The following is a 26,399-nucleotide window of genomic DNA, read 5'->3' as shown; positions in this document are numbered from 1 at the left end:
TTCCCATGCCCTGCCTGGGGCCTTTAGCGGTTGCGCTGAGGCTATCGCTGCGCCCATAGGCATCGCAACAATGCTAAAACTACAATCTGAAACGATGCGAAGGAGCCGTGTTATGTCAATAGTGACATTAGCGCCGATCACCGCCGACCGCATGGGCCAGCTTTTTGTGCCCGATGTTATCAGCACGCACGCCCAGCATTCGCCACAGGCTATTGCCATTGCGACCAGCAATTTTAAGCTGAGTTACGCCGAGCTTGAGCAACGCAGCAACCAGCTTGCGCATTATTTACACAGCCAAGGAGTGCGCCGTGGTGCTGTGGTTGGCGCTTGTTTTGAGCGTTCAACCGAGGCCATCATCGCCGCAGTTGCGATTTGGAAGGCGAGTGCAGCCTACTTGCCGCTCGACCCAAGCTATCCCCAAGAACGACTCAAATATATGTTGGCCAATAGCGGCGCAAACGTGGTTTTGGCCAGCCAGCTTACCGCTAGCCAATTGCCCGATCGCCAATTGCACATTTTTGATCAATTAACTGCTGAGCTGGCCCAGCAACCAACGAGCGCTCCTATGCATCAGCTTAGCGTCGACGATTTGGCCTACATCATTTATACCTCTGGCTCGACTGGCAAACCCAAAGGCGTGCTGGTGCCGCATCGGGGCGTGGCCAATTTGGCAGTTGCCCAAAGTGAACGCTTTGGCATCACCAGCCAATCACGGGTTTTACAATTTGCCTCGCCTAGCTTCGATGCCTCGATTTCTGAAATGATCACGGCTTTTTTTCAGGCCGCGACTTTGTTTGTAGCCCCAACGAACGATCTTTTACCAGGTCCCGATTTATTGACGACGCTGCGTGATCATCAAATTACGGTCGTAACGCTGCCACCCTCAGTCTTAGCCTTGCTCGATCCCCGCGATTTGCCCAATTTGCAAACAATCGTATCGGCAGGCGAGGCTTGCACAGCGGAAATTGTGGCGCGCTGGGGCACAAATCGGCGCTTTATCAACGCCTATGGCCCAACCGAAGTAACGGTTTGTGCCACGATGAGCCAGCCTTTACGCTATGGGATGGCAGTCAGCATCGGCAACGCAATCAACAATAGCCAAATCTATATCGTCGATCAGGATTTGAATTTGCTTGAAGGCGAAGCAGTTGGCGAACTCTTGGTCAGCAGTGTTGGCCTCGCGCACGGCTATCTTGGCCTTGGCGATCAAACTGCCGAACGCTTTTTGCCCAATCCATGGAGCACGCAAGCTGGCAGTCGCGTCTATCGCACTGGCGATTTGGTGCGGCGCTTGAGCGATGGCAGCCTTGAGTTTCGCGGACGGATCGATCATCAAATTAAGCATCGTGGCTATCGCATCGATCCTGCGGAAATTGAAATGTTGTTGCTGGAATATCCCAACGTGCGCCACGCTGTGGTGACATTGCATCACGACCACAACCAGACCGAGCGCTTGGTCGCCTATTTGGTGTTGCACGGCGAAGTAATGCCCTACTATCGCGATATGTATCGCTACTTGGAGAGCATGCTGCCCAAGTATATGGTACCGCTCTCGTACACCGTGGTGAAGGAATTGCCGCGCACGCCCAATGGCAAGCTCGATGTTGCGGCCTTGCCAGAGCCAGATTTTGCCTTGCTGACCGTCAGCGAACATTATGTTGCCCCACGCACGCCGCTGGAGCAGCAGATTGCCACAATTTGGGAGAATATTTTGGATACGCCCAACATTGGCGTGCTTGATGATTTCTTTGATGCTGGCGGTCATTCGCTGCTGGCAACCCAAATTGTTTCTGCAATTCGCAGCACCTTTGCGGTCGAAATTCCGCTTTCGGTGTTGCTGGGAGTCGAGCCAACCATCGCCGCTACTGCTCAATTGATCGAGCAATATCAAATTGCCAATGCCGATGATGCAGAACTAGCAGCCTTGCTCAACGAACTCGATGGCCTGTCCGATGAGGAAATTCAAGCCCTGTTGGCAGATGAAGGAGCGATCACCGCATGAATTTTTTGCTGATTCAGCCACTTGATTATTTGTTCGTCTCCGGCGGGGCGCACAAAGCCAACCGTTTTTTGATGGAAGGCCTCGTGGAGCGCGGCCATAAGTGTATTGTGCTCTATCCGCTGGAAGAAAATCGCGAAAAAAACGGCAAAGAAAAATTATTGAAGCAACTTGAACAACGCCAAATTCAGGTGGTCGATGCCAGTGATCCCGACATGGTGCATTATCGGATGAATGGGGTTGATGTTTATGCTTCGGGCGGCTCGCTGAGCTTCTTCACCAAGCTAATTCACCGCGTCAGCAAGGAATTTAAGATCGATTGGACGATTGTCACCGAGGATCGCTCGTTTTTGTGGGTCGAAGTCGCCCACGAAGCCAATCCAGGCCGCGCAGTGTTTCTCTCGCATAGCCAAGCAACCTTGCCGTTCGGCCCCGAATGCTTCGTTGACGACCCAACCAAAACCCGTACTTTACAACAAATGGCCGACATCATGTGTGTCAGCGAATATTTGCATCGCTATGCCAAAGAATGGGGCAACCTCGATTCGACCGTGCTGCGCTTTCCCTCATATGGCGCAGGCCCGTTCCCGTTCCTTGCCAACTTCGATCAAGGCGCGGTCACGATGATCAATCCGTCGATGCTCAAGGGCAGCCCAATTTTTATTGAATTAGCCCAGCGCATGCCCGACGTGCAGTTTGCTGCCGTACCCACGTGGTCAACCACTGGCAAAGATCGCGCGATTCTCGAAGCGCTGCCCAATGTGCAATTTATTCAGCCCTCGCCAGATATGAACGAGGTGCTCAAGCATGTAAAAGTGCTGTTGGTGCCATCGCTGTGGGGCGAATCGTTTGGTCAAGTCGTGGTCGATGCGATGTTGCGCGGCATTCCGGTGCTAGCCAGCGATGTTGGCGGCTTGCCTGAAGCCAAGTTAGGCGTTGAATATCTGCTGCCAGTCAACCAAATTCGTGAATATAGCAGCATTTCAGCCAAAGTTTATACGGCAATTCCGGTTGTGCCAGCGCAAGATGTTTCACCGTGGGAAGCGACCTTGCGTCGTTTGTTGAATGATCGCGAGCATTACAACGATTTGGCTCAGCGCTCGCAAACAGCAGCACTCAATTTTCTCAACAACATTGGCATCGAAAAGTTTGAACAGTATTTTCTCAATTTGCAACCACGCCAAACTAGCGTTGTGCCAAGCTTAACTCCCGACCGCAATGTGCAACGGGCAGCGCAGTTGGCAGCCATGCCTGCTGAACAACGAGCGCTGCTCGCCCAACGCCTGAAACAACGCCGAGGTGAGCAAGTATGACCGAAGTCGCACGCCAACTCGAAGATCTTTCGCCAGAACGCCGCGCCTTGTTGGCCCAACGTCTGCGCCAACGCCAAGCAGCTAAACCAGTGCCCAGCATTCCCGCGCTGGCTCGCGTCGGCGAACGCCCAGCCTTTGAACTGTCGTTTGCCCAACAACGTTTGTGGTTTTTAAGCCAGTGGCAGCCAGCAAGTGCCGCTTATCACATTCCCGCCACATTCAGCATTGTGGGCGAAATCAATCTTTCTGTATTGCAGACATGTCTTGATAAAATTATTCAGCGCCATGAAGTGCTGCGCAGCACCATCGAAGTGCATAATGATGAGCCAGTACAAGTTATTCAGCCATTCCGTAGCCTCAATTTGGAGCTTGTTGATTTACGAAATTTGAGCAGCGAGCAGCAAGCAAGCCAACGCCAACAACTGATCGAGCGCCATAGTCAACAGCCGTTTGATCTAACTAAAGATTTAATGCTGCGCGGATTGTTATTGCAAACGGCTGATGATCACGCTGAATTGGTATTGACGATTCACCATATTGCCTGCGATGGTTGGTCAATTGGGGTCTTGTTACGCGAACTTGGCCAGCTGTATGAAGCGGGGCTTCGTGGCGAACAGCTTGAGCTACCAGCGCTGCCAATTCAATATGCCGATTTTGCGGTTTGGCACAAGCGCTATGTGCTTGAAGAAGTCTACAATCACCATTTGAATTTTTGGCAACAGCAATTGAGCGGCACATTGCCATTGCTCAATTTACCAACCGACCATCCACGGCCAGCGGTCAAACGCGATCTCGGCGCGACGATCGAATATCATTTGCCATGGAGTTTGGTCGAGGCGGTCGAGCGTTTGAGCCGCCAAGAACGGGCCACGCCGTTTATGCTATTTATGGCGGCCTTTCAAGTTTTGCTTTATCGCTATTCCGGCCAAAGCGATCTAATTATTGGTACGCCGATTGCCAACCGCACCCGTCGCGAAATCGAAAACCTAATTGGATTTTTCGTCAATACCCTGCCAATTCGGGTCAATTTGGCTGGTTCGCCGAGCTTTCGCAGCCTAATCGCCCAAGTGCGCCAAACCTCGTTGGCGGCCTTCGAGCACCAAGATATGCCGCTCGAACATTTAATTGATGTGCTCAAAGTTGAGCGTAGTTTGAGCCATAATCCGCTATTTCAAGCCCTGTTTGTGCATCAAACTACCAGCATTCAAACTGTCGATTCTGGTGATTTTGGCTTGCAATTTGGCGGGGCAATCGAAACTGGCAGCGCCAAATTCGATCTTAATCTGAATCTGGCGGCCAATCGCGCCACATTTGAATACAACACCGACCTGTTTGAGCGCAGCACAATCGAACGCATGGCCAGCCATTTCCATAGCTTATTGGAATATGCGGTCAGCCATCCTGATGTGAGCATTGATGATTTGCCCTTGCTGAGCAGCAGCGAGCGCCACCAATTGCTGCAAACATGGAACGCCACCAGCGCCCAATATCCGGCGGTTGATTCGATTGTACATTTGTTTGAAGCTCAAGCGGCGCGGGTGCCAGAGCGCACAGCCCTGCATTTTGAAGGCCAAACCCTGAGCTACGCCGAACTCAATCAACGCACCAACCAACTAGCGCATAGCCTGCGCCAGCGTGGCATTGGCTGCGATATGCGGGTTGGCTTGTTTATCGATCGCTCGTTGGATTTGTTGGTGGGTGCGTTGGGGATTCTCAAAGCAGGCGCGGCCTATGTCCCAATCGACCCGATTTACCCTCAAGATCGCATCAGCGCGATGCTTGTAGATGGTGCGGTGAGTTTGCTGATTACCCACGCCGAACTAGCCGCCGAATTGCCAACGCTCGATCTTGAGGTGCTCTGCCTTGATGAGGCTTGGCCGACAATTGCCCAAGCGCCAACGAACAACCTGAATTTGGCGATCGATCCACGCAGCTTGATGTATGTGCTGTTTACCTCTGGCTCGACGGGTCGGCCCAAAGGCGTGGCGATCGAACATCGCAATTATGTCAATTACATTCAAGGCTTGCTGCAACGGATAGAAGCCGAAGATGGCTGGAGCTATGCGCTGGTTTCGACCTTTGCCGCCGATCTTGGCACCACCAACGTCTATGGAGCCTTGTGCAGCGGCGGCGAATTGCATATTGTGGCTTACGAACGCGCCACCGATCCCGAGGCCTTTGCGGCCTATTTTCGCCAGCATCGGATCGATGTGATGAAACTGGTACCAAGCCATTTCGAGGCTATGCGTGGCCTCAGCAACTTGGCCGATGTGATTCCCAAGCAGCGCCTGATTTTGGCGGGCGAGGCCAGTTTGTGGGATCAGCTTGCAGATATTCGCCAACTTCAGCCCAGCGTGCAGCTGCAAAACCACTATGGGCCAACCGAAACCACCGTTTCGATGCTGACCTACCCAATTCCGAGCCAACCGCACTACCCAAGCAGCAGCGTGCCACTTGGGCGGCCATTGGGCAATGTGCAAATTTACGTGCTCGATCGCCACATGCAGCCAACGCCGCAAGGCGTGCCTGGCGAACTCTACGTTGGCGGTGGAGGCGTGGGTCGTGGTTACATCGGGCGGCCAGATCTCACTGCCGAGCGTTTTGTACCCGATCCATTTAGCGCTGAAGCAGGCGCACGGCTCTATCGCAGCGGCGATTTAGTGCGCTATCAGCCTGATGGTGCAATTGAATTTTTGGGCCGAATCGATCTGCAAGTCAAAATTCGTGGCTATCGGGTTGAATTAAGCGAGATTGAAACTGCGTTACAAACCCAAACCCATGTCGCCAATAGCGTTGTGATTCTGCGCGAGGACACGCCAGGCGATAAACGGTTGGTCGCTTATGTCGTGCCCGAAGCGGGCCAAAGCTTGAATATTGGCAGCATTCGTGAGGCGCTGCGTAACAGTTTGCCCGATTATATGGTGCCAACCGCCTTTGTCGAATTGGATGCGCTGCCACTCAACCCAAATGGCAAGATTGAACGCCGCGCCTTGCCCGCCCCCAGCAACGAGCGCAATCTCGATAGCTATGTTGCACCCCAAAGCCCACTCGAACAAGAATTGGCTGGCATTTGGGCCGACGTTTTGGGGCTTGATCAAGTTGGCATCGACGATAATTTCTTCGATTTAGGTGGTGAATCATTTAAAGCAATTCGGGTTGTGCGCAAAATTGGCAGCCATGTCAGCGTCATGAGCTTGTTCAAATATCCGACGGTACGCGAATTAGCTGCCCATCTTTCCGGCGCAAGCAGCGCTGCGAGCGGCATGCTCTATGAATTGACCAAAGCGCAGGCCAAGCAGCACACCACGATTGTGGCGATACCCTATGGTGGCGGTAGCGCAATTACCTATCAACCTCTTGCCCAAGCCATGCCCAAAGGTTTTCGGTTGTTGGCAGCCGAGCTACCAGGCCACGATTTCAGCCGCCCCGACGAGCCATTGCAAAGCTTAGAAGCGGTTGCTAGCCAGCTTGCCAACGAAATTCAGAGCACCACCCAAGGCCCGATTGTGCTGTATGGCCATTGTGTGGGCAGCGCCATGACCGTGGAAATTGGCCGTTTGTTGGAGCAAGCAGGCCGCGACGTGCAAGGCATTGTGTTGGGTGGCAATTTTCCGGCGGCGCGTGTGCCTGGGCGCTTTTTTGAATTGCTCAACAAACTTATGCCCGCCGACCGCTGGATGTCGGATCGAACCTATCGCGATTTTCTCCGCGCCTTAGGTGGCTTCACCGAAATTGTCGATCCGGAGGAACAGAGCTTTGTGATGCGCAGTTTGCGCCATGATGCGCGTGAAGTTGAGCGCTATTTTACCCAAGCTTTTGCCCAAAAACAGCCGCAGCAGCTCAAAGCCCCAATCGCCTGCATTATCGGCGAGATGGATCGAGCGACCGAATATTACCAAGAGCGCTATCGTGAATGGGAATATTTCAGCAACAATGTCACGCTGCATGTGATTCCCCATGCTGGCCATTATTTTCTCAAACATCAAGCTAGCGAATTGGGCCAGATTATCGAACAACAAGCTGAGCAATGGCAACAACCAGCGCCAATTCAAGCCACACCAGCTAAATCTAAACCAAGCAAAGCCAGTATGCCAAGCCTACGAATTTTCTTTATGGTTGCTTTGGGCCAGCTGGTTTCGATGCTTGGCTCAAGTTTATCGAGCTTTGCCTTGGGCATTTGGATTTATCAGCGCACTGGCACGGTCAGCGATTTTGCCTTTACCGCAATCGCCTCGATGCTACCAAGCTTGTTGGTTTCGCCGTTGGCCGGAGCAATTGCCGACCGCTGGGATCGGCGCTGGATTATGATCATTGCTGATACGATTGCTGGGCTTTCGACAATTGTCGTTGCCATGCTGCTGTGGGCCAACAAACTTGAGGTTTGGCATATTTACCTCACGGCAGCAGTTAGCTCGATTGCCGGCACCTTCCAGCGCCCAGCCTATGCAGCGGCCATGACCCAGCTTGTGCCAAAACAATATCTGGGCCATGCCAACGGCGTGATTCAGCTTGGCTCGGCGACGGGCGGCTTGATTGCGCCATTTATTGCTGGCGGTATGGTGGCCTTCTTTGGCTTAGGCGGAGTCTTTTTGCTCGATTTCATCTCGTTTACATTGGGAATTGGGGTGCTGTTTTTGGTGCGCTTCCCCAACACGCTCTATCACAAGCGCGAGGAGCCATTGCTGCGCGAAATTGTGCGCGGCTGGGAATACATTATCAAGCGACCAAGCCTCGTGGCGATGGTGCTGTTTTTTGCCTTGGGCAACATCTGGTTTGGCATCGCCAGCATCAGCATGAGTCCGTTGGTGCTCTCGTTTGGCGGGCCTGCCGAATTAGGCATTGTCAGCGCAGCCTGTGCCTTGGGCGGCTTCCTCGGTGGCCTGTTTATGAGCTTGTGGGGTGGCTTGCAGCGCCGCGCCGAAGGCATGATTGGCTTCGTGATTCTTGAAGGCTTTTTCATCGCCTTGGCAGGTTTGAGGCCTTCGACATGGCTGGTAGCGTTGGCGATGTTTGGCATGTGGTTCACCATTTCGTTGGTCAATGCCCACTGGCAAGTGCTCATCCAAACCAAGGTTGGCTTGGAGCTACAAGGGCGGGTGCAAGCAACCAACCAAATGCTGGCGATGCTCAGCATTCCGCTTGGCTATTGGCTGGCTGGCCCGTTGGCCGATAGGCTGTTTGGCCCCTTGCTTGAGCCAAATGGCGCACTCAGCGATAGTTTGGGCTGGCTCTTCGGGGTTGGCCCCGACCGCGGGATTGGCTTGTTGATGGTGGTGGTTGGGTTGGGAGCTTCAATTTGGGCCGTGATTGGCTTCAACTATCGGCCATTGCGCTACATGGAAGATGCGCTGCCGGATGCGATTCCCGATGCTGAAATTGCCAGCGACCGCGATACCATCCAAGCCCAAGCCGATGGTATAATCGCCGCGACGATCAAAGGATGAATTCAAAAGGCAAAAGTCAGAAGGCAAAAGTCAAAAAAGGGATGAGGCTATAGGCTGTGGGCTATGGGCTATCGGAGATTTGGTGCAAACCTTGAGATCTATAGCCAAAAGCCAAGAGCCAATAGCTGTAATGGTTTATTTGATTGGCAACCAGGATCATTCCCTCACCCCCAGCCCCTCTCCCACTGAACGCGGGCGAGGGGAGCACCGGTTTTTACCGACGCATTGCGCAAGAACCACGGGATAAAAGCCCCTCGCCCGCCACGTGGGAGGGGTTGGGGTGAGGGGATCATGCCGTCGTTAATCCAATATACCAATACAAATAGCCAATAGCCATCTCCCTTTCGTGTCCTTCGTGGATCAAATGCTCTATGCTCTATGCTCTATGTTCTATGCTCTATGCTCTTAAATGCTAACACCATCGACATTTGGCTGATCGACCTAACGCGGCTGCGACCTCAACGGAGCCGGTTTTGGGCTGTGCTCAACTCTGAGGAGCAAGCGCGAGCAATGCGCTTTCACTTCGAGCGCGATCAACTACGCTACACAATTTGCCGTGGGGCAATGCGCTTGCTGCTCGCCGAATATCTTGATCGTGATCCAGCCAAGCTTGAATTTAGCCAAAATAACTATGGCAAGCCCTTGCTGGCGGATATTGAATTGAGCTTCAATCTCTCGCATGCTGGCAACTATGGCTTGCTTGGGCTAAGCCAATTCAGCACCATCGGCGTAGATATTGAGCAAGAACGCCAACTCGACGACTTGGCGAGCATTGCGCAACACTATTTTGCCCCCAGCGAGCGCCAAGCAGTGCTGAATGCCGAGAATCAGACTACGGCCTTTTTTCGCTGCTGGACACGCAAAGAAGCCTATATCAAAGCCCATGGCATGGGTTTATCGTTGCCCCTCTCTAGTTTCTCGGTTTCAATCGAACCTCACGTTGAGCAAGCCCTCGAATGGAACCGCGAAAATACTGTTGATCAATGGCAGGTTCAGCCGCTCGCAGCACCTGCTGGCTACGCCGCCGCGCTGGCTTGCCCCCGTTCTAGCAGCCCAATCGTAGTGCAGCAACGCGAGTGGCTGGGCATAGCTAGCTAAATCGCTGAAGGCTATTTTTTTGTCAAGCCGCCAGCCCTGTGTTAAAATGCGCTATTGCGTTTAGCACGCACTAACTCGAAGGGCTTTGCATGCAGCGGTTTCGTCAATCCTCGATATTTATTATGTTGACCATGGCTTTGTTTGGCCTTGGCGGCCTGCTGATCGCTCAATGGTTGCGCCCCGATCGCTCGCCACGCACTTGGACTGGCGGCAATATTCTGGCCAACGCCGATTGGCGCAGCGCCGCCGATAACGGCATTCCCGATGGTTGGTCGGGCAATGGCCTCAAACGCGCCGACACCACCAATGGGTATGTGCTCGACGATAGCTATAGTTTGCAATTGTATGGGGTCAATAGTTTTGCCCGCTCACCACGCCTCACGGCGCAAACAGGCCAGCGCTATCGGCTTGGCTTCCAAGCATTAATCGACCCTGGCACCCAACGCAGCAGTGTTGGCGCGCAAATTCAGGTTTGGGTGCATTGGATCGACGCAGCTGGCGATGATATTCGGCTCGATAAACAAACCCCAGTGTTGCTGGGCTTCGATAGCAAAGGTTTACCAACCTGGACTCCACTACTGGTTGAAACCGAGCCAAGCCCCAGCCAAGCTGCTTGGGTTGCAATTTCAATCCACGCGCTTTCTGATGACACAATCTATCTCGATAATTTGAGTATGGCCGCAGCAGGCATTTATATCGAACCCTATCCACAAGGCGCAGTTGCCGCCGTGAGCTTCAGTGTCGATTGGGAAACAGCAATGGGCGGGGCAATTCACTCGCTCAGTTTGCCAAACGATGCCATCAGCAGCGCCACCAGTTTGGGCTTGCAAGCACGTCAAGGCACACACAATTTGCTCGAATTATTCGCGCCGCATCAAATTCGCGGCACATGGTTTGGCAATGGCTACAATTTTTTATTCGGCAACCAAGAGCGCCGAACTTGGATGGGCGACCCAACTTTTGCTTGGGCCGCCAGCACGCCACGCCGCTGGCAAACCATCGATTGGTCACAAACGCCATGGTTCAGCCACGATCCCTATGGCACGGTCGAGAGCGATCCCGCCTGGTATTTTGGCGATTTGCTTGCGCCATTGCAGGCTGCTCAACAAACAATCGAAAGCCATACGTTCAGCCATATGTACGTCGGTTTTGCTCAGGCCAACGAGCTAGCCAGCGACAGCAGCGAGTGGCACGATTTAGCAATCAGCCAAGGGCTTGCGCCCGCTAGCAGCCTCGCGTTTCCCTATGGCGGCAGCGACGGCATAACTGAAGCCCATTGGCAAACCTTGCGCAGCGCAGGCATTCGCACGGTGGTGCGGACGCGGGTGCTCGATGCAACCAACATCCAACGCGGCTTAAACGATCGCCACTTGTTGATTGATCGCCGTTGGTGGCAACCGCGCCAATTGCCAGGCCATGATCTGGTTGCTTTGCCAGATGTTTATCTCACGCCGCAAACCGCACTCACTGCAACTACCTATTTGCAGCAAGCCATGGCCAGCGGCGGCGTAATCGATATGTATGCCCATAATTACGAAATTTATAATCCTGCGCAAATCGCCGTTTGGCAAACCGCTATTCAACAGGCAGTTGCTGCTCAAGCGTGGATCGCCACCGTGCCGGAGATTGCCGACCGCTGGCGCGCGCTCAAATCCATTCAACTCACCATCGAACAAACTCCTGAACAACTCCAGATTCGCCTAGCCAACCAAAGTCGTTTCGATTTGGCGCAGCTCAGCTTACGGCTGCCTGCTGAAAGCACTGGCAGCGATAAAGGCAGCTTTGATCAGGCCCACCATCGGTTGATTCTTGATTTACCAGCAAACTCCGCCGAGGAGATTACGATATGGCTCAAACCATCAACGCCGCACGTACCGTAAATGGCAAACGTCGTCGGTTGGGCGGCTTTCATTGGTTTTTGTTGTTGCTAACGATTGGCATGACCCTGCTGATTTCAGCGCCAACCCTGTTTTTCCAAACAGTTCAATACGATGCAAGCGCCACAATTCAACTCAATCCGCAACGCTATCGCAGTTTTATGGCCGAGCAAGCCTTGCAAAATCAGTTGTGCGATGCTAGCCGCAATGTGGTCAAAAGCATTTTGCCCAAATTTGGCAGCAATACCTTTGGCTCCGCCTGTGCCGCGCCCGCTGCTGATGGCAGTTTAATGCTGACTGCCCAAGCGACCTCGCCAGAAGATGCTCAAGCCGCCGCCGATTACACCGCCCAAAAGCTGATTCAGCAGGTGCGGGCGGCTGGTGGCCGCGATAGTTTGCGCCGCTTGATGGAATATGAGCTTGGTTTATTGCTCAAAAATCAGCCAGCCAACAATGAGCTTGGTCGGCGTTTGCGCGAATTGATCGGTGTGCAAGCCTTTGATTTTTCGCTGCACGCCAGCACTGAATTGCCAGCGATCAACGCCGAAGATCTCAATGATCTGGTGCGAGCATTTGAGGTACGCTTCGATCAGATTGCTGTTGAATTACGCCAACCAGATTTAGCAGCCGAACGCGCCCGCGACCTCAAAACCGCGCGCGGCTTAATTGGTACAATCTTGACCGATGTGCTCTACTCCGACTCGCGCTATCAATCCGATGATAGCCAAGCCAGCGCAGCCTACGTCAAACAAGCGGCGATTTTGCCAACTCAAGCCCGTTCGCAAAATTTTGCGCTCAAATTTGGCTTGGCTTTGGCGGTCGGCATTGTTGGCGGCATTTTGTTGGTGCTGGCTGATCGCGCAATTGGGATTGTCGATAAAGTGCGTGAGCTGTGGGCCTATCGCGAACTCATTCGCAACTTGGTCTTGCGCGATTTACGTTCACGCTACAAAAATTCGGCCTTGGGCTACGTTTGGTCGTTGCTCAACCCATTGTTGATGATTTCGATCTTCTATTTAATTTTTGGCCTGCTGCTCAATTCCAATATTCGCCATTTTCATATTTTCTTGATGGTGGCATTATTACCATGGAATTATTTTATTGGCGGCATGGCTGAAGGTATGATGAGCGTAATTAGCAACGCCAACTTAATCAAAAAAGTTTATTTTCCCCGTGAAATTTTACCAATCACCACATTAATTTCCAATTTGGTGAATTTCATGCTGGCGTTGCCAATTATGTTTTTGATTATGTTTATTACTGGCGCACCAATCAAAGCAACGCTTTTGTTGATGCCAGTGATTATCATCATCGAAAGTATGTTTATTTTGGGCATGATTCTGTTTTTATCGTCGATCACGGTGTTTTATCGTGATGTTTCGCATATTATGGGGATTGTGCTGCAACTGTGGTTTTTTATCACGCCAGTATTTTATCCCTTAGATAATATTGCCAGCGCCAATTATGCCAAGCTGGTACGTTGGCTCAATCCCATGGCCTCAATTGTCGATTTCTATCGCGATATTGCCTATGGTGGGGTCACGAATATTCCCGATTATCCAACGCCTGGCTTGCCAAGCCTCGACGGCGTGGCGCGAACTGGCCTCACCGCCTTGATTGTGCTGTGTTTCGGAGCCTACGTTTTCAACCATTACAGCGCCCGATTTGGCGAAGAACTCTAAGCGAGGCAATGATGATTATTTTTGAGAATGTTTCGAAGCATTTTACGATCAAACGCGATCGACGCAATAGCATTCAGGAACGCATCGCAGGCTTGTTCAAGCCCCAAGCAGTGCCCGATGAAGATTTTTGGGCCTTGCGCGATGTGAGTTTTAAAATTAATCGCGGCGAAACGGTTGGCCTGATTGGCCACAACGGTTCCGGCAAATCGACAACCCTCAAGCTGATTACGCGCATTTTGCAACCAAACAGTGGCAAAGTGGTGGTCGATGGGCGGGTTTCGGCCTTGCTGGAGCTTGGTTCGGGCTTTCACCCCGACCTCACAGGCCGCGAAAATATCTTTTTGAATGGCTCGCTGCTTGGGTTCAGTCGCGCCGAAATGGCCGAAAAAGTCCCAGCAATCATCCGCTTCTCCGAGCTAGAAGAATTTATCGATATGCCCGTCAAGCACTATTCATCGGGGATGTATATGCGCTTGGGCTTTGCCGTGGCCATCAACGTCGATCCCGATATTTTGATTACCGACGAAGTGCTGGCGGTCGGCGATGAATTGTTCCAGCGCAAATGTCTCGACCGCATTTATCAACTCAAGCGCCGTGGCAAGACGATTTTGTTTGTTTCACACGCCATGGGCCAAGTGCGCGATTTGTGCGATCGCGCCTTGTGGTTTCATCATGGCAATTTGATGGTTGATAGCACGCCAACCGAAACGATTGATGACTATTTGGCCGAAACCAACCAACGTGATGCAGAGCGGATTGAGGCCGAAAAAGCCGCTGAAGCTCCCGAGCCAGAAGTTGTCAGCAGCGAAACAGAAAGCGAAGCAGTAGCGCCAGAGCCAGCTGTCGAATTCGATCCTCGGCGTTGGGGCAGTCGCGAGGCCGAAATCTACAAAGTTGAATTGCTCAACGCCGATGGCGAAGAGATTCAGACCGCGACTACCGGCCAAGCCTTGACGATTCGCATGCACTACCAAGCCCACGAGCCAATTGAAAAACCTGTTTTTGGGGTTGCAATTCACCATCGAACTGGCTTTCATATCAATGGGCCAAATTCGCGCTTTGCTGGCCTCGAAATTCCCGAAATTACCGAACAAGGCTATGTTGATTATCACATCGAAAATTTGCCGCTGCTTGAAGGCAATTACGAGCTTTCGGTTGCCTTGTACGATCACACCTTGACCCATCCGTATGATCATCACGATCGCAAGCACGATTTGCGGGTTTATGCAGCCTCAATTGGCGAGCAATTTGGCGCAATTTACATTCCTTCACAATGGTATTGGCATAAGCAATAATCCCAACAATCAGCGAAGGAGCCTCGATCAATGCAAAAATCATGGCGTAATCCGCAAACTTGGACGATCGAATATTTTCTTTTATGCTTAACCGGATTATTACTGATCACGATTTCATTGCTTATTCCAATTCAAAGTGATACATGGTGGCTATTACGCATTGGCCAAGATGTGATTCATAATCAGCTCATTCCGACCACTGATATTTATAGTCATAGCATTTTTGGTGCTGATTGGCCAAATCATGAATGGTTAAGCGCAACATTGTTCTATTTATTATTTTATCTTGGCAAAGCACCATTATTAATCGCTGGTAGTGGCTTAATTACGATTGCTACATGGTATATTCTCGCCAAAACCACCAACTATACAACGATTTGGCATGCATGTATCTTTATGCTTGCAATCATCATTAGTATGGGCAGTTGGAGCATTCGGCCTCAAATATTGAGTATTTTAGGGATTGTCATCACAATTTATCTCTTAGATCATCCCAAAAATATGATCTATTATCCTATATTGTTTTTAGTTTGGGCTAATCTGCATGCTGGAGTTGCGAGCGGTGGCATTATTCTGGTTGCAGCATTAATCATAAGTCTCATTAAGTATCGCCATCTATTAATAAGATTTATGATTATTAACCTTACTTGTGGCTTAATCACACTGGTTAATCCATTAGGTTATAAATTATGGCTCTATATCGCAGGCTCATTGGGCAACACAGCGCACAAATATATTTCTGAATGGCAGCCATTTGATTTTTCCAAGCCTCAAGATTATCTGCTGTTAGTCTGGCTTGGTATTTTCGGCTTTACGTTATGGAAAAACAAACAATTATTTAACAACCACAAACAGCTTACGATTATTGCTGCAAGCATCATCTTCGCTATTTTAGCATTCAAATCAATGCGCAATACTGCTTTTTTCGTCATTATTTCGCTACCTTTGGTTATAAATTCGCTGCCAAATAAAACGTCAACTTCAATAAACAAGCATAATGGCAAATTCTATCAATTTTTATTTATTGGAATGAGCATTGTTGCAATAATTGTTATTCTGTTGCAAAACCAAACTCCTACGATTACCTCAGATGAGATTAATGCATTAAATACCTGTCAAGGCAATTTATACAATACCTATGACGATGGTGGCGAGTTAATTTGGTTTGTGCCACAAAAACCAGTTATTATTGATAATCGCTCAGATCCCTATAGTGAAGAGCTTTTTCTCGAAGTGAGTTTAGCTGAGGAGCAAGGTATTTATCAAGCATTATTTACAAAATACCAGATTAATTGTGTGTATATTGCAAAAAGTTCGCCGTTAGCATCCAATTTACAAAAAGATAATTGGAAGTTGTTGCATAATGGCCAAACTCATGCTGTTTATACACGCTAATTAGCTTTGTCATGGGGGTTTTTGCATGCGTCGATGGTTTTTTATCAGTTTGCTGTTGATTTTAGCAGCGTGCAGCACAACCGGAGCACCAACTGCGACTGTGCCAGCCCAACCTAGCCCAACCGCGACCACGCCGCCAAGCCCAACGCTTGCACCAACCGCGACCACGCCGCCAAGCCCAACGCCCGTGCCAACCGCCACGCCCATCAGCAGCGACCCACGAACTGGGCGGCCTGCCATGGCGCGGGGCACGCTCAGCCAACGCCCGTACATCACAATGATCGACAACTTTCCAGCTGCCTATCCGCAAACGGGCTTAGACCAAGCGGCGATTGTGTTTGAGGCCTTGGCCGAGTATGGCGTAACTCGCTATATGGCGGTTTTTACCCCTGATTTGGTTGAGGTTGCAGGCGATTTGGGGCCGGTGCGTTCGGCACGGCTCTACTTTGTGCAATGGGCCATGGGTTTTCGCGCGGTCTATACCCATGCTGGTGGTAGCCCCGAAGGACTTGAGCGCTTAGCCGCCGACGACAATGATTTAGTGATTGATATTGATTTGGTGAGCTTGGAAGGCCGTCAGATTTTCGATTATTCGCGGCGCTCGTTAGAACGCGAGGCTCCGCATAATTTGTATACCAGCGCCACAGAAATTGGCAACTATGTCGCCGAGCGTGCTAGCTCCAGCGCCCAAGCAGATGTCAGCGAAGTTGGCTATTTGTTTGCCCCAGAAGCTCCAGTTGCTGAGCCAATTAGCACAATCGATTATTTCTTCATCTACCCCGACGATCCTGCTGGCTGGCGCTACAACGCAGACACCAACGAATATGCTCGTTTGCGCCGCGGCAGACCCCATATCGACGCGGTAAGCGAGCAACAATTGACCTTCAAAAGTATCGTGACGATGGAAGTGTTCGAAGCGCCGATTATCGGCGACGACAAAGGCCGCATCGATCAACAGGTGGTTGGCGAAGGACGCGCCTTGGTCTTTGCCAATGGTTCGATGCAAGCAGCGACGTGGCGCAAAACTGCCGAATCAGCGCCATTGCGCTTTTATGATAGCGCTGAGGCCGAAATCGTCTTTCCTGCTGGCCCAATCTGGATCGCAGCCATGCCCAGCTTGGAGAATGTGAGTTACGAGTAAGGTCGGGAGTTTAATCCACGAAGCGCACGAAGTAATTAACCTTCGTGGTTCTTCGTGCGCTTCGTGGATCATTCATTCAACATCTTTCAAGGTACGCGAGGCCAAAGTTAATAAAAACAAGCCATAGCCGAGCAAAATCACAATATTCGTCCAAATAACGCTGGAACTTGGCGTTTTGCCAATAATTTCTTGAATTGCATCGTTGGCATAGAACAAGGGAAACGCATGGCCAAGCCAATTGGCCCAGGTTGGCAGTTGCTCAGGATTGATCAACAAGCCCGAAAGAAAGACCGACGGCAAGATGATCAACGGAATAAACGGAAACACTTGGCCCTCGTGGCGGGCAAAGGTCGAGATAAACATGCCCAGCATCACCGACGTGATTGCTAAAAGCCAAATCACCCCAAACAACAGCGCCAAATCACCCCAAGCATAGCTCAAATCAAACAGCCACAAGGCCTCGGCCAAGGCAATGACTGCCTGAAATGTGGCCAGCAGAATATAGCCCAGCACATAGCCACCAATAATCTCGATGCGCCGAAAACCATTGATAAACATGCGCTCCAAGGTTCCGGCGCTGCGCTCCTGCACCAACACAATTGCACACAGCAAAAAGGCCAAAAAATGCACCATAAAGGCCGTAATCGGCATAATATAACGGGCATTGTTGAAGCCCTTGGGCATAGTATCGAAGAAAATTTCCAACAGATAAATAATCAATAACGGAGCCATGACCGACAACCCAAGCAAGCGTTTATCGTGGCGTAATTGGGTTAATACTCGTTTGGCAACAATCAAAATTCTGCTCATTTGGCCACCTCGCTTTTTTGCAGCATGCGCAACACAATCGTTTCCAATGAATCTGGTTGCAAGGCGATGGTTTGCACCGCTGGATTCAGCCCATAGCCACGCAAGCTTTCAGCCAAGGCGCTGGGCGTGCTGGCAATTTGCTGGTTGCTGGTTTGGCCAGCCTGTTGGATGGTTAATTGAGTTTGGCCATGTTCCAAAATTGCCTGCGGCGTATCGACAATCAAAATTTTGCCAGCTTGCTGGATGGCGAGGCGGTCGCACAGCAGCGCTTCATCCATCAAATGCGTGCTAATAAACAGGGTTGTGCCAGCGTTGGCCAATTCGCGAAAAAGTTGCCACGACCGCACCTTAAGATGCGGATCGACCGCCGCCGTTGGTTCATCGAGAAAGAGCATGCGTGGTTGGTGCAACAACGCGCAGGCCAACGAAACTCGCTTTTTCATGCCGCCCGAAAAGCCATAGACCGCATGCTCGGCGCGGCTGGTCAATTCGGTAAATTCAAGCGCTGCTTGAATCCGTTGTTCCAATTCTGGTACGCCGTGTGCGCTGCCAAAAAAGCGCAAATTTTCGCGCGCCGAAAGATCTTCGTAGAGCGCTACGCCTTGAGGCATATAGCCAATCAATGCGCGCAACTTGGCTTGATCGCGTAATGGATTCAGGCCGAGCACCTGCCATTCGCCGCTATTGGGCTTGAGTGCGCCAACCAAGGCTTTGATTAAGGTCGATTTGCCTGCGCCATTTGCGCCAAGTAAGCCAAAAATCATGCCTTCAGGCACGCTTAAATCGATGCCTTGCAGTGCGTGGACATTGCCGTAGCGTTTGGTAAGGCCCCGAACTTCAACTGCGTTCATGGGTTTACTCCTTTGGCTTGAGTCCATTCAGAAAAATCTCAATCGTGGTTGCAATATGTTCGTCGTCGGTTAAGCCGTCTGCTTGGAGGCTCGGAAAAATAACTTTGCTTAGCATTTGCGGCATTAACATCCCCATAAAGGCCCGACTGCTAGCGCGGGTATCGTGCTCGCGCATGCGGCCAAGCTGAATTTGGTGTTGAAAATAGCGCTCTAAAAATTGCTTGACCTGTGGCACAAACTGCTGGTTGAGGACATCGGTTGGGTTGCGACCAAGCAGCATTTCGCCCAAGATAACCCGCATTATCTGCACGGTGCGTTGGTTATCGCCTGCTTGCAAGTAGCCTTTGGCCAAAAGTGGCAGCAATTGGCTTGGCTCGCGTTCGAGCAACCCATCGAGCGATTGGGTGGTTTGCAAAAATGGCATTTGGCCTTGCATCACCGCCTCAAGCAGCGCCTCCTTGTTCGGAAAATACCAATAAATCAAAGCTGGAGACTGAATGTTGGCTCGCGCAGCAATCGATTTAATTGTGGCTCCCCGAAAGCCTTTTTCAGCAAATTCGGCCCGTGCAGCCTCTAAAATCGCCTCACGCCGCTCGCCTTGTTCATCAGTCATACGTTGCTCCAAAAAATTGATTGAACGTTCAATCAAGAGTATAGAGAATGCTGATTGGGCTGTCAAGGGTGATTTTTGAGCAAACCAAAACCGCGATCAATGGTTTGATCGCGGTTTCGCTTGAGCAGAGCTTATTTACTAGCCCACGGTGCCCAAACCTTATATTGGCTGACCACTGTGGTTGGCGTGTTACTTGGTGCAGTCGTCGCGGTTGGCGTGTTGCTTGGTGCAGTTGTCGCGGTTGGCGTGCTGCTCACCGTGATTGTCGGTGGATTCGTCGCCGTCGGCGTGTTGGTCGGCCCAGTCGTCGCGGTTGGCGTATTGCTCACCGTGATTGTTGGCGGATTCGTCGCCGTCGGTGTGTTGGTCGGCCCAGTTGTTGGGGTGTTGGTTGGGCCGGTTGTTGGAGTTGGCGTACCGCCGCCGCTGCCTTCACGCAATGGCCCAGCCACCGCTAAACCATAGGCTTGGCTGGCAATTGGCACATTATGTGCAGTAACCTCAATTCGATATGCGCCAAGTTGCGGCGTATTGATAATCACACCTTCGAGGTTATTGGTGCGGTCGCCAGTGCTCTGATTATTGCCATAGTAGCGCGTGCCATCAGGCCCAATCACCACCAAATCAAGATCATTGACCAATTGTTGCGCGGCAGCCAACGATGCTGGTGGATCAGTCCAGTTGAGCATTACTCGCAACGGTTGGGTATTGGTCAAGACGGTTAATGGTTGGCTGGTAGTGTGGTTGTAGCTCACAGTTTGGCCAGTGCTCAAGCCAGCAGCATGATCATCAACCCACAAATCATACGGCGCTGCTTTGGTGATAAAGCTCAAATTGCTACGCCCCCAACCAGCCACGCTATTTGGTCGATTATAGGGGATTTCTTGGGTTGGGCCAGTGCCATATTGGCCTGGAGCAATATCGACCGTAGTATTCAGCGCAATAGATTTGATCACTGCTGCGCTGGGAGTGCTCAGCCCTTCAGTTGCTAACCATTCGCGAATCAAGGCAACCGTGCCAGCAACCAGCGGCGTTGCCATCGATGTACCGCCAGAGTAGACATAGTTGGCATTGGTTTCGTGTACGCCCCATAAGGTGCTTGCGCCACTGCCATACGAACGGGCAGAAACAATATTGGTGCCAGGTGCAACCAAATCGGGCTTGATCCGGCCATCGTCAGTTGGCCCACGCGATGAAAATGCCGCCATGCCGTTGGCATCGTCCGAAAGTGTATCCGAAAGAATTGGCTCGGTTGCAAAACAAAAACTTAGCAACAGCCAAGGCAAGCCTGTGTAACCACCAGTTGGGCGTGGGCTTTCGCTTGCTCCAACCGTAATCACATTCTTGGCGGTGGCTGGGGTCAACAGCGAATCGGGGTCAACCACGCCATTACCACCAGTACAAAAGCCCAAATCGCCAACTTCACCATCGGCTCCGCTATTGCCAGCCCCAAAGAGCATGGTGTAATCGGGGTGTTCCCACAAAAATTGGTCGGTGCGCTGAGCGCTGTATGGATAACCACCATACGAGGCTTCAGTATCGGTGATCGGCCCCGTCAGATCGCCCCAGCTGTTGCTATGAATCCGTGCGCCTGCATTGTAGGCTTGTTGATACATTGGGTAAAAATCGGTTGGCAAGCCAACGATATTGCCATTTGCATCAGCCTCAAATGCTTGCACCACCAACTTTGCTTCAGGCGCAATCCCTGCCATCGAACTGGTGTAGCTGTGGCTAGCTGGGTTGGAGCCAGAAAGCGCTCCATTGCCAGCAATCGAGCCAGCAACGTGGGTCCCGTGGCCATGGTTATCATCCCAATTACTGCCTGTAGAAAGCACGTGAGTAGCCTGAATGCGGTTGGCAAAATCATTGCTGAGGGTTGAGAACGAGCCAGTATCCAAGCCCGTATCGGTGTAGGCCACAATTTGGTTTTGACCATAGAGCTGTCGATCAGTCCAAACTGGCTCGACTTGTTGCACTTGGCGCGCATATTGATCGATCAACTTAGGTGTGCTGACTACTTCGATCCAGCGTACCTCGTTAATTCGGGCCAGTTGCAGCATTTGATTGCTCGTGCGAATGGCATCGAGCTTGAGGCCTTGCGTGTTGACTGCTTGTTCAGCGCTCGCCAATTGGTTATCCCAACCGATCGTGCGTAATGGCAAGCCGCGATATTGGCCATTTTGCAGCAATTTCAGCAAGCCAGGCTGAACCTTATCGGCCAACGTCCAAGCGCCGCGAGCATAAAAACCATCGATGGTGCGAGCTGCTGTTTGCTGCGCTGCTGAGCCACGCACCAAGTAGGCATAATCGGGCAGATATTCAATAATTTCGAGGCCCGTTGCTGCTACTGCTTGGCGCTGTTTGAGCAAAATCGGCCCACTAAATTGAATAATCGCATACCCGTCAATTGGCTGCAACCATGGATCAGCCTGAGTTTGAGTAGCCACCGCGAGATCGATTGTGCCCCGTTGAAGATACAACTTTGGTGGAATTGTGGCGCTGGGGGGCTTGCTAGCGGCACTTCCGAAGCTTAGAAAAACTAAGCTGAGCAGTAAAAGACCATAAACTAAGCGCATGCTGACCTCCGGGTGGTCGTTGCAGGTGTGCCCTGAGAGAATTATGAATATTGCACACCGTTGAGGAAAATCAATAGCCAAAGTATAAAAAATTTTTACCAAAATTACTAGGGTGAATTTGGATAAAGTCAGAAGTCAAAAATCAAAAATCAGAAGTCAAAAGTCAAAAGTCAAAATAGAGAGCATAGAACACAAGAATTGGGGAGCGATGTTTGAGGTCTAGGGGTCGGGGATTACAAAGATAATTCGTGCAATTCGTGCAATTCGTGGCTAAGAAATCCTTCGCGATCTTCGTGCGCTTCGTGGTTTCGATCCTGCGTGGATTAATAAACAGAGAAGCACAGAGAACGTGCTATCATAGGCTCAACGTTCTACTTAGCAATCTAGTAAGGTTCTTTATGGCATCTACGCCGTTTACTGGCACGCGATCACTGCGTCGCCAAACAACAATTGTGCTTGTAACCAGCCTTGTGCTCTTAGTAATTGTCTTGATTTTTCCACTGCGAATCTTATTGCTCCAATCGTTTGCAGAGCTTGAAACTAGCTCGATGCAAACCGACCTCGATCGGGTCGCGAATGCCTTGCAAGCTGAGCAAAATCGCCTTGATACGGCCTTAGTTTCATGGTCAACGTGGGATGATACCTACGCTTTTATCGAAGCTCCCGCAGCCGATTACATCAGCAATAATGTTGGCGATGATGTGTTTGCTAGCTACAAACTTAATCTCATGGCTTTTCTCAACCAGCAACAAGCCTTGATCTACGGACGCATGGCTGATGCTGGCAGATTTGATGATTTACCAACCGAATTTTTGCCTTTTGTGCAACAAATGCCCCAATTGACGACGTTTAGCGATCCAACCCAGCGCAATTTGGGTATCGTGCGCTTTCAAGAACGTATTCTCTTAATTGCTGCGCGGCCAATTATCAATAGCCAAGGTCAAGGCCTAATCCGTGGCACAGTGATTTTTGGGCGTTATCTCGACCAACAATTGCTTGATACGCTCGCAGCAACGACCTTATTTCCTTTTCGCTTGGAAGATGCAGTTAAACCGCCGAGCGATCTGCGCAGCTCAATTCAGCAACTCAACGCCACCAATCCGCGCCTGATTAGCCCAATTGATGAGCATGCCTTGCGCGGTTTACAACAAATCGACGATCTGCAAGCCAAGCCTGCGCTCATCGTCAATATCGTTCGGCCACGCACAATTTATAATCATGGCCAACATGCCTTGCAATTTGTGCTGATTTTGACTGCTGCGGTTACTACCGTTGGGGGATTGATCCTCTACTTTTTGCTCAATCGGGTCGTGATTAGTCGCGTACTCAAACTCAGCAGCGAGATCAAACATGTGGCCAATAATCTGCATGAACGGGTCACGGTAGTTGGCAATGATGAAGTAGCAGGCCTAGCCGCCAGCATCAACCAAACCCTTGCTGTGCTTGAGCAGTCGCAGCAGGCAACCACAGCGGCTGAAACTGAGCGCAATCAATTTCAAGCCACGATTCTTGCCAGCCAAGCCAAACAACTGGCGTTGCAAGATCAATTGATTCAAGCCCAAGATGTGGTGATTGCTGAACAAGCCACGCCACTGATTCCCTTCAGCGACGATATGTTGGTTATGCCCTTGGTCGGAGCCATCGATCAAGCGCGGGCCAGCCAGATTTTACGCAGCTTGCTGCAAGGTATCGAGCAACAACGGGCACGCATCGCCTTAGTTGATATTACGGGCGTAGCCCAAATTGATGGCTTTACCGCCGAAATGTTGCTCAAGGCGGCCAATGCAGTTCGCTTGCTGGGTGCGCAACTCGTGCTGACTGGGCTAAGCCCAGAGATCGCCCAATCGTTGGTGGCATTTGGCCAACAGCTCGATCAACTGACAACATTTAGCACCTTGCAAGCTGGCATTGCCTGGAGCATTCGACGCTAAATCTTCTCAAGCTGCTTGGGCCATGCTATGCTGCAATTCAATGCTATTGATCGCCATCGTCGCTTCATTGCCCCAACCAAATGAGGAGTTGTTGTATGGCCGATTATCAAGTGCCGAATGCCAAAGATATGCACGAGAGCTTTGCTTGCCCTGAGTGTGGCAGCAAAAAACAGCATATGAAACCCTTGCTTAATTCAGGTATTCATATGTTTCGCTTTTTTGTGCAATGTCTTGAGTGTGGCCACGAATATACCTACAGAAAGCCCTTGCCCAATATGAATCGTCAATTGCGCAAGGACCCTTTGGCATGGTGTATGTTGGTAGCAATGGTTTTGGTCTTAAGCTTTATGCTGTTTGGTTAGCGCCGCAATAAGCGCAAGCCATTGGCGACAACCAATAACGTGCTGCCTTCGTGGCCAATCACGCCCAAAGGCAAGGCAATATTGCCAAACAACGCTGAAACTAACAGCACAACAATCACACTTCCAGCAAAAGCAATATTCTGCCAAACAATCCGTTGGGCGCGGCGACCAAGCCGCAAAGCTTCAGCAAGCTTCAATAAATCGTCGCTAAGCAACAGCACATCGGCGCTTTGCAAGGCGACATCGGTGCCAGCAACGCCCATGGCTACGCCAAGTTGGGCTTTGGCCAAGGCAGGCGCATCATTCACGCCATCGCCAACCATGGCAACTGGGCCATAGCTTTGTTGCAATTGGTCAATCATGCTGGCTTTATCGCCAGGCAACAATTCTGCCCGCACATCGTCGATGCCAAGTTGGCTAGCCACGTGCTGGGCAACTGCCCGATTATCACCAGTCAATAGCACCACCCGTTCAACTCCCGCAGCGTGCAAGGCAGCAATCGCTTGCTTGGCTTCAGGCCGCACGGTATCAGCCAAGGCAATCAGACCCCAGGCTTGGTCGATTGTGCCAACGCCAATCACGGTTGCGCCTTCAGCCTCAAGTTTGGCTGCCTGAGCTTGCACCGTCTCGCCCCACAAGCGCGGTCGGCCAACTTGCACCAACTGGCCATGTACATCTGCTTGCGCGCCCATGCCGGTAATCGATTGAAAATCAACCGCAGTTGGCACGCTGATGTTATGTTGTTCAGCATAGTTCACAATCGCCTTAGCCAAGGGATGTTCCGAGAACGCTTCGACCGCTGCTGCTGCTTTGAGCCAATATTCGGTTGGCTGTTGCCCAAGATCAAGCGTTTGGGTCACACTCAATTGGCCAGTCGTCAGGGTGCCAGTTTTATCCAAGGCCACCACTTTAATCTTGGCAGCAGCTTCAAGATAGCGCCCACCTTTGAACAACATGCCATGGCGAGCGGCGTTGGCCATTGCCGAAAGCATCGCCGCTGGAATTGAAATGACCAAGGCACACGGCGAGGCCACTACCATCAAAGCCATCGCGCGGTAGAGTGTCGTTTTCAAATCCCAATCGAGAAACAGCAAGGGAATGGCAATCGCCAACAGGGTCATTGCCACCACAGCATAGGCATAATATTGGCCAATCACCCGATCGGTAAAATCTTGGGCTTTGGCTTTTTGGCTGCGAGCTTCAGCCACAGTTTCGATAATCCGCGCCAAGGTTGTATCGCCAACCGCAACCGTTACCTCAATCGTTAATGCACCAGTGGTATTGAGCGTACCAGCAAACACCTTGCTGCCAGCAGCTTTATCGACTGGCAACGATTCGCCAGTAATTGCGGCCTCGTTGATCGCAGAAGCGCCGATCCGCACAATCCCATCGACGGGAATGCGCTCGCCAGGCCGCACGAGCACCCGATCGCCGAGCGCCAAATCGGCCACCGCAACCACGCTTTGGCTGCCATCAACAGCAATTCTAGTCGCTTGGTCGGGAGCCATCTCCAACAGCGCATTGACCGCGAGATGGGTCCGGCCCATGGCATAGGTTTCGAGCGTATTCGAAAGCGCAAACAAAAACATCAAAATTGCGCCTTCACGCGGCTGCCCAACCGCCGCCGCGCCGATTGCAGCCACAATCATCAAGAAATTAACATCGAATTCACGTTGGCGCAGGCTTTCCCAGGCATTGCCCAATGGAAACCAGCCGCCACTAGCAAACGCCAGCACATACAGCAACCAAGGAATCCACGTTGGCACACTGGCAAAACTGCCAGCCACCCAGCCCAAGCCTGTCGCCAGCAAACAGATCGCGGTTAATCGCAGCATCCAAGGCAGGGCCGCAAGCTCGTCAAGCTCGGCTTGAGCCTCGGCATGCAAATGGCGATTGCTAACACTGGTTGTCATGACCCACGCTCCTTAGCAATGAGAATGATTCTAAATTGCTGATAAAAAAATTTCGGCTATTTGCGCTGTTTTAAATGTTTTAATTTAGAATGATTCTAA

General features: G+C 51.3%; 16 protein-coding genes. 11 read left to right on the top strand and 5 right to left on the bottom strand.

Annotation, left to right across the window (positions count from 1 at the left end; translation table 11 throughout):
• Positions 1-112 precede the first annotated feature (112 nt).
• The 9 genes from ACFMKP_RS03615 to ACFMKP_RS03575 all read left to right on the top strand — a co-directional run bounded on the left by ACFMKP_RS03615 (position 113) and on the right by ACFMKP_RS03575 (position 17,244).
• Entirely contained in the window at positions 113-2,002 is a 1,890-nt protein-coding gene (locus tag ACFMKP_RS03615; RefSeq protein WP_382289135.1) for an amino acid adenylation domain-containing protein, read from the top strand.
• Positions 1,999-3,312: a glycosyltransferase family 4 protein gene (locus tag ACFMKP_RS03610; protein WP_382289133.1), complete on the top strand. Its 1,314-nt coding sequence runs from the start codon at positions 1,999-2,001 to the stop codon at positions 3,310-3,312. The genes ACFMKP_RS03615 and ACFMKP_RS03610 overlap by 4 nt, the downstream gene beginning before the upstream one ends.
• Positions 3,309-8,756 (top strand): amino acid adenylation domain-containing protein, encoded by a 5,448-nt coding sequence (locus ACFMKP_RS03605; RefSeq protein WP_382289131.1) that lies wholly within the window; start codon positions 3,309-3,311, stop codon positions 8,754-8,756. The genes ACFMKP_RS03610 and ACFMKP_RS03605 overlap by 4 nt, the downstream gene beginning before the upstream one ends.
• 378 nt (positions 8,757-9,134) lie before the next feature.
• Positions 9,135-9,854 (top strand): 4'-phosphopantetheinyl transferase family protein, encoded by a 720-nt coding sequence (locus ACFMKP_RS03600; protein ID WP_382289129.1) that lies wholly within the window; start codon positions 9,135-9,137, stop codon positions 9,852-9,854.
• A gap of 89 nt (positions 9,855-9,943) precedes the next feature.
• The gene (locus ACFMKP_RS03595) at positions 9,944-11,734 is read left to right on the top strand and encodes a hypothetical protein (protein WP_382289127.1); all 1,791 of its coding nucleotides are present in this window, start codon (positions 9,944-9,946) and stop codon (positions 11,732-11,734) included.
• Entirely contained in the window at positions 11,701-13,413 is a 1,713-nt protein-coding gene (locus tag ACFMKP_RS03590; RefSeq protein ID WP_382289126.1) for an ABC transporter permease, read from the top strand. The genes ACFMKP_RS03595 and ACFMKP_RS03590 overlap by 34 nt, the downstream gene beginning before the upstream one ends.
• 8 nt (positions 13,414-13,421) lie before the next feature.
• Complete coding sequence (locus ACFMKP_RS03585) at positions 13,422-14,708, top strand: ABC transporter ATP-binding protein (protein ID WP_382289124.1); 1,287 nt, start codon at positions 13,422-13,424, stop codon at positions 14,706-14,708.
• A gap of 30 nt (positions 14,709-14,738) precedes the next feature.
• Positions 14,739-16,103, top strand: coding sequence for a hypothetical protein (locus ACFMKP_RS03580; RefSeq protein ID WP_382289122.1), 1,365 nt, complete (start codon positions 14,739-14,741; stop codon positions 16,101-16,103).
• 25 nt (positions 16,104-16,128) lie between these two features.
• On the top strand, positions 16,129-17,244 hold the full coding sequence (locus ACFMKP_RS03575) for a DUF3048 domain-containing protein (RefSeq protein ID WP_382289120.1): 1,116 nt from the start codon (positions 16,129-16,131) through the stop codon (positions 17,242-17,244).
• A gap of 72 nt (positions 17,245-17,316) precedes the next feature.
• Here the strand turns inward: ACFMKP_RS03575 and ACFMKP_RS03570 are convergent, their stop codons facing one another.
• The 4 genes from ACFMKP_RS03570 to ACFMKP_RS03555 all read right to left on the bottom strand — a co-directional run bounded on the left by ACFMKP_RS03570 (position 17,317) and on the right by ACFMKP_RS03555 (position 22,094).
• Positions 17,317-18,054 (bottom strand): ABC transporter permease, encoded by a 738-nt coding sequence (locus tag ACFMKP_RS03570; RefSeq protein ID WP_382289118.1) that lies wholly within the window; start codon positions 18,052-18,054, stop codon positions 17,317-17,319.
• Complete coding sequence (locus tag ACFMKP_RS03565) at positions 18,051-18,905, bottom strand: ABC transporter ATP-binding protein (RefSeq protein ID WP_382289116.1); 855 nt, start codon at positions 18,903-18,905, stop codon at positions 18,051-18,053. Before ACFMKP_RS03565 ends, ACFMKP_RS03570 begins: the two co-directional genes overlap by 4 nt.
• A 4-nt stretch (positions 18,906-18,909) precedes the next feature.
• Complete coding sequence (locus ACFMKP_RS03560) at positions 18,910-19,518, bottom strand: TetR/AcrR family transcriptional regulator (RefSeq protein WP_382289115.1); 609 nt, start codon at positions 19,516-19,518, stop codon at positions 18,910-18,912.
• Positions 19,519-19,649: 131 nt separating this feature from the next.
• Positions 19,650-22,094, bottom strand: a complete 2,445-nt coding sequence (locus ACFMKP_RS03555; protein WP_382289114.1) for a S8 family serine peptidase — start codon at positions 22,092-22,094, stop codon at positions 19,650-19,652.
• A gap of 398 nt (positions 22,095-22,492) precedes the next feature.
• On the opposite strand from ACFMKP_RS03555, the gene ACFMKP_RS03550 reads away from it, so the two are divergent.
• Both ACFMKP_RS03550 and ACFMKP_RS03545 read left to right on the top strand, forming a co-directional pair.
• Positions 22,493-24,025, top strand: a complete 1,533-nt coding sequence (locus tag ACFMKP_RS03550) for a CHASE4 domain-containing protein (RefSeq protein WP_382289112.1) — start codon at positions 22,493-22,495, stop codon at positions 24,023-24,025.
• Between the two features lie 95 nt (positions 24,026-24,120).
• Positions 24,121-24,387 carry a hypothetical protein gene (locus tag ACFMKP_RS03545; RefSeq protein WP_382289110.1) on the top strand — a complete coding sequence of 89 codons (267 nt, stop codon included), beginning with the start codon at positions 24,121-24,123 and terminating at the stop codon, positions 24,385-24,387.
• Here ACFMKP_RS03545 and ACFMKP_RS03540 read toward each other — a convergent pair.
• Positions 24,384-26,300: a heavy metal translocating P-type ATPase gene (locus tag ACFMKP_RS03540; RefSeq protein WP_382289108.1), complete on the bottom strand. Its 1,917-nt coding sequence runs from the start codon at positions 26,298-26,300 to the stop codon at positions 24,384-24,386. The genes ACFMKP_RS03545 and ACFMKP_RS03540 overlap by 4 nt on opposite strands.
• Between the last annotated feature and the right edge of the window lie 99 nt (positions 26,301-26,399).

The organism is Herpetosiphon sp. NSE202 (genome assembly GCF_042688385.1).
Classification (GTDB): Bacteria; Chloroflexota; Chloroflexia; order Chloroflexales; family Herpetosiphonaceae; genus Herpetosiphon.
The sequence above is the reverse complement of the archived record's forward strand: the minus strand, read 5'-3'. Positions and strand labels throughout refer to the sequence as shown.

Bases quoted from the DNA above. Each gene is read 5' to 3' on its own strand.
- ACFMKP_RS03610 (WP_382289133.1), top strand. From the start codon at position 1,999: ATGAATTTTTTGCTGATTCAGCCACTTGATTATTTGTTCGTCTCCGGC.
- ACFMKP_RS03550 (WP_382289112.1), top strand. From the start codon at position 22,493: ATGGCATCTACGCCGTTTACTGGCACGCGATCACTGCGTCGCCAAACA.
- ACFMKP_RS03590 (WP_382289126.1), top strand. From the start codon at position 11,701: ATGGCTCAAACCATCAACGCCGCACGTACCGTAAATGGCAAACGTCGT.
- ACFMKP_RS03565 (WP_382289116.1), bottom strand. From the start codon at position 18,905: ATGAACGCAGTTGAAGTTCGGGGCCTTACCAAACGCTACGGCAATGTC.
- ACFMKP_RS03600 (WP_382289129.1), top strand. From the start codon at position 9,135: ATGCTCTATGTTCTATGCTCTATGCTCTTAAATGCTAACACCATCGAC.
- ACFMKP_RS03605 (WP_382289131.1), top strand. From the start codon at position 3,309: ATGACCGAAGTCGCACGCCAACTCGAAGATCTTTCGCCAGAACGCCGC.
- ACFMKP_RS03595 (WP_382289127.1), top strand. From the start codon at position 9,944: ATGCAGCGGTTTCGTCAATCCTCGATATTTATTATGTTGACCATGGCT.
- ACFMKP_RS03615 (WP_382289135.1), top strand. From the start codon at position 113: ATGTCAATAGTGACATTAGCGCCGATCACCGCCGACCGCATGGGCCAG.
- ACFMKP_RS03560 (WP_382289115.1), bottom strand. From the start codon at position 19,518: ATGACTGATGAACAAGGCGAGCGGCGTGAGGCGATTTTAGAGGCTGCA.
- ACFMKP_RS03585 (WP_382289124.1), top strand. From the start codon at position 13,422: ATGATGATTATTTTTGAGAATGTTTCGAAGCATTTTACGATCAAACGC.
- ACFMKP_RS03540 (WP_382289108.1), bottom strand. From the start codon at position 26,300: ATGACAACCAGTGTTAGCAATCGCCATTTGCATGCCGAGGCTCAAGCC.
- ACFMKP_RS03570 (WP_382289118.1), bottom strand. From the start codon at position 18,054: ATGAGCAGAATTTTGATTGTTGCCAAACGAGTATTAACCCAATTACGC.
- ACFMKP_RS03555 (WP_382289114.1), bottom strand. From the start codon at position 22,094: ATGCGCTTAGTTTATGGTCTTTTACTGCTCAGCTTAGTTTTTCTAAGC.
- ACFMKP_RS03575 (WP_382289120.1), top strand. From the start codon at position 16,129: ATGCGTCGATGGTTTTTTATCAGTTTGCTGTTGATTTTAGCAGCGTGC.
- ACFMKP_RS03580 (WP_382289122.1), top strand. From the start codon at position 14,739: ATGCAAAAATCATGGCGTAATCCGCAAACTTGGACGATCGAATATTTT.
- ACFMKP_RS03545 (WP_382289110.1), top strand. From the start codon at position 24,121: ATGGCCGATTATCAAGTGCCGAATGCCAAAGATATGCACGAGAGCTTT.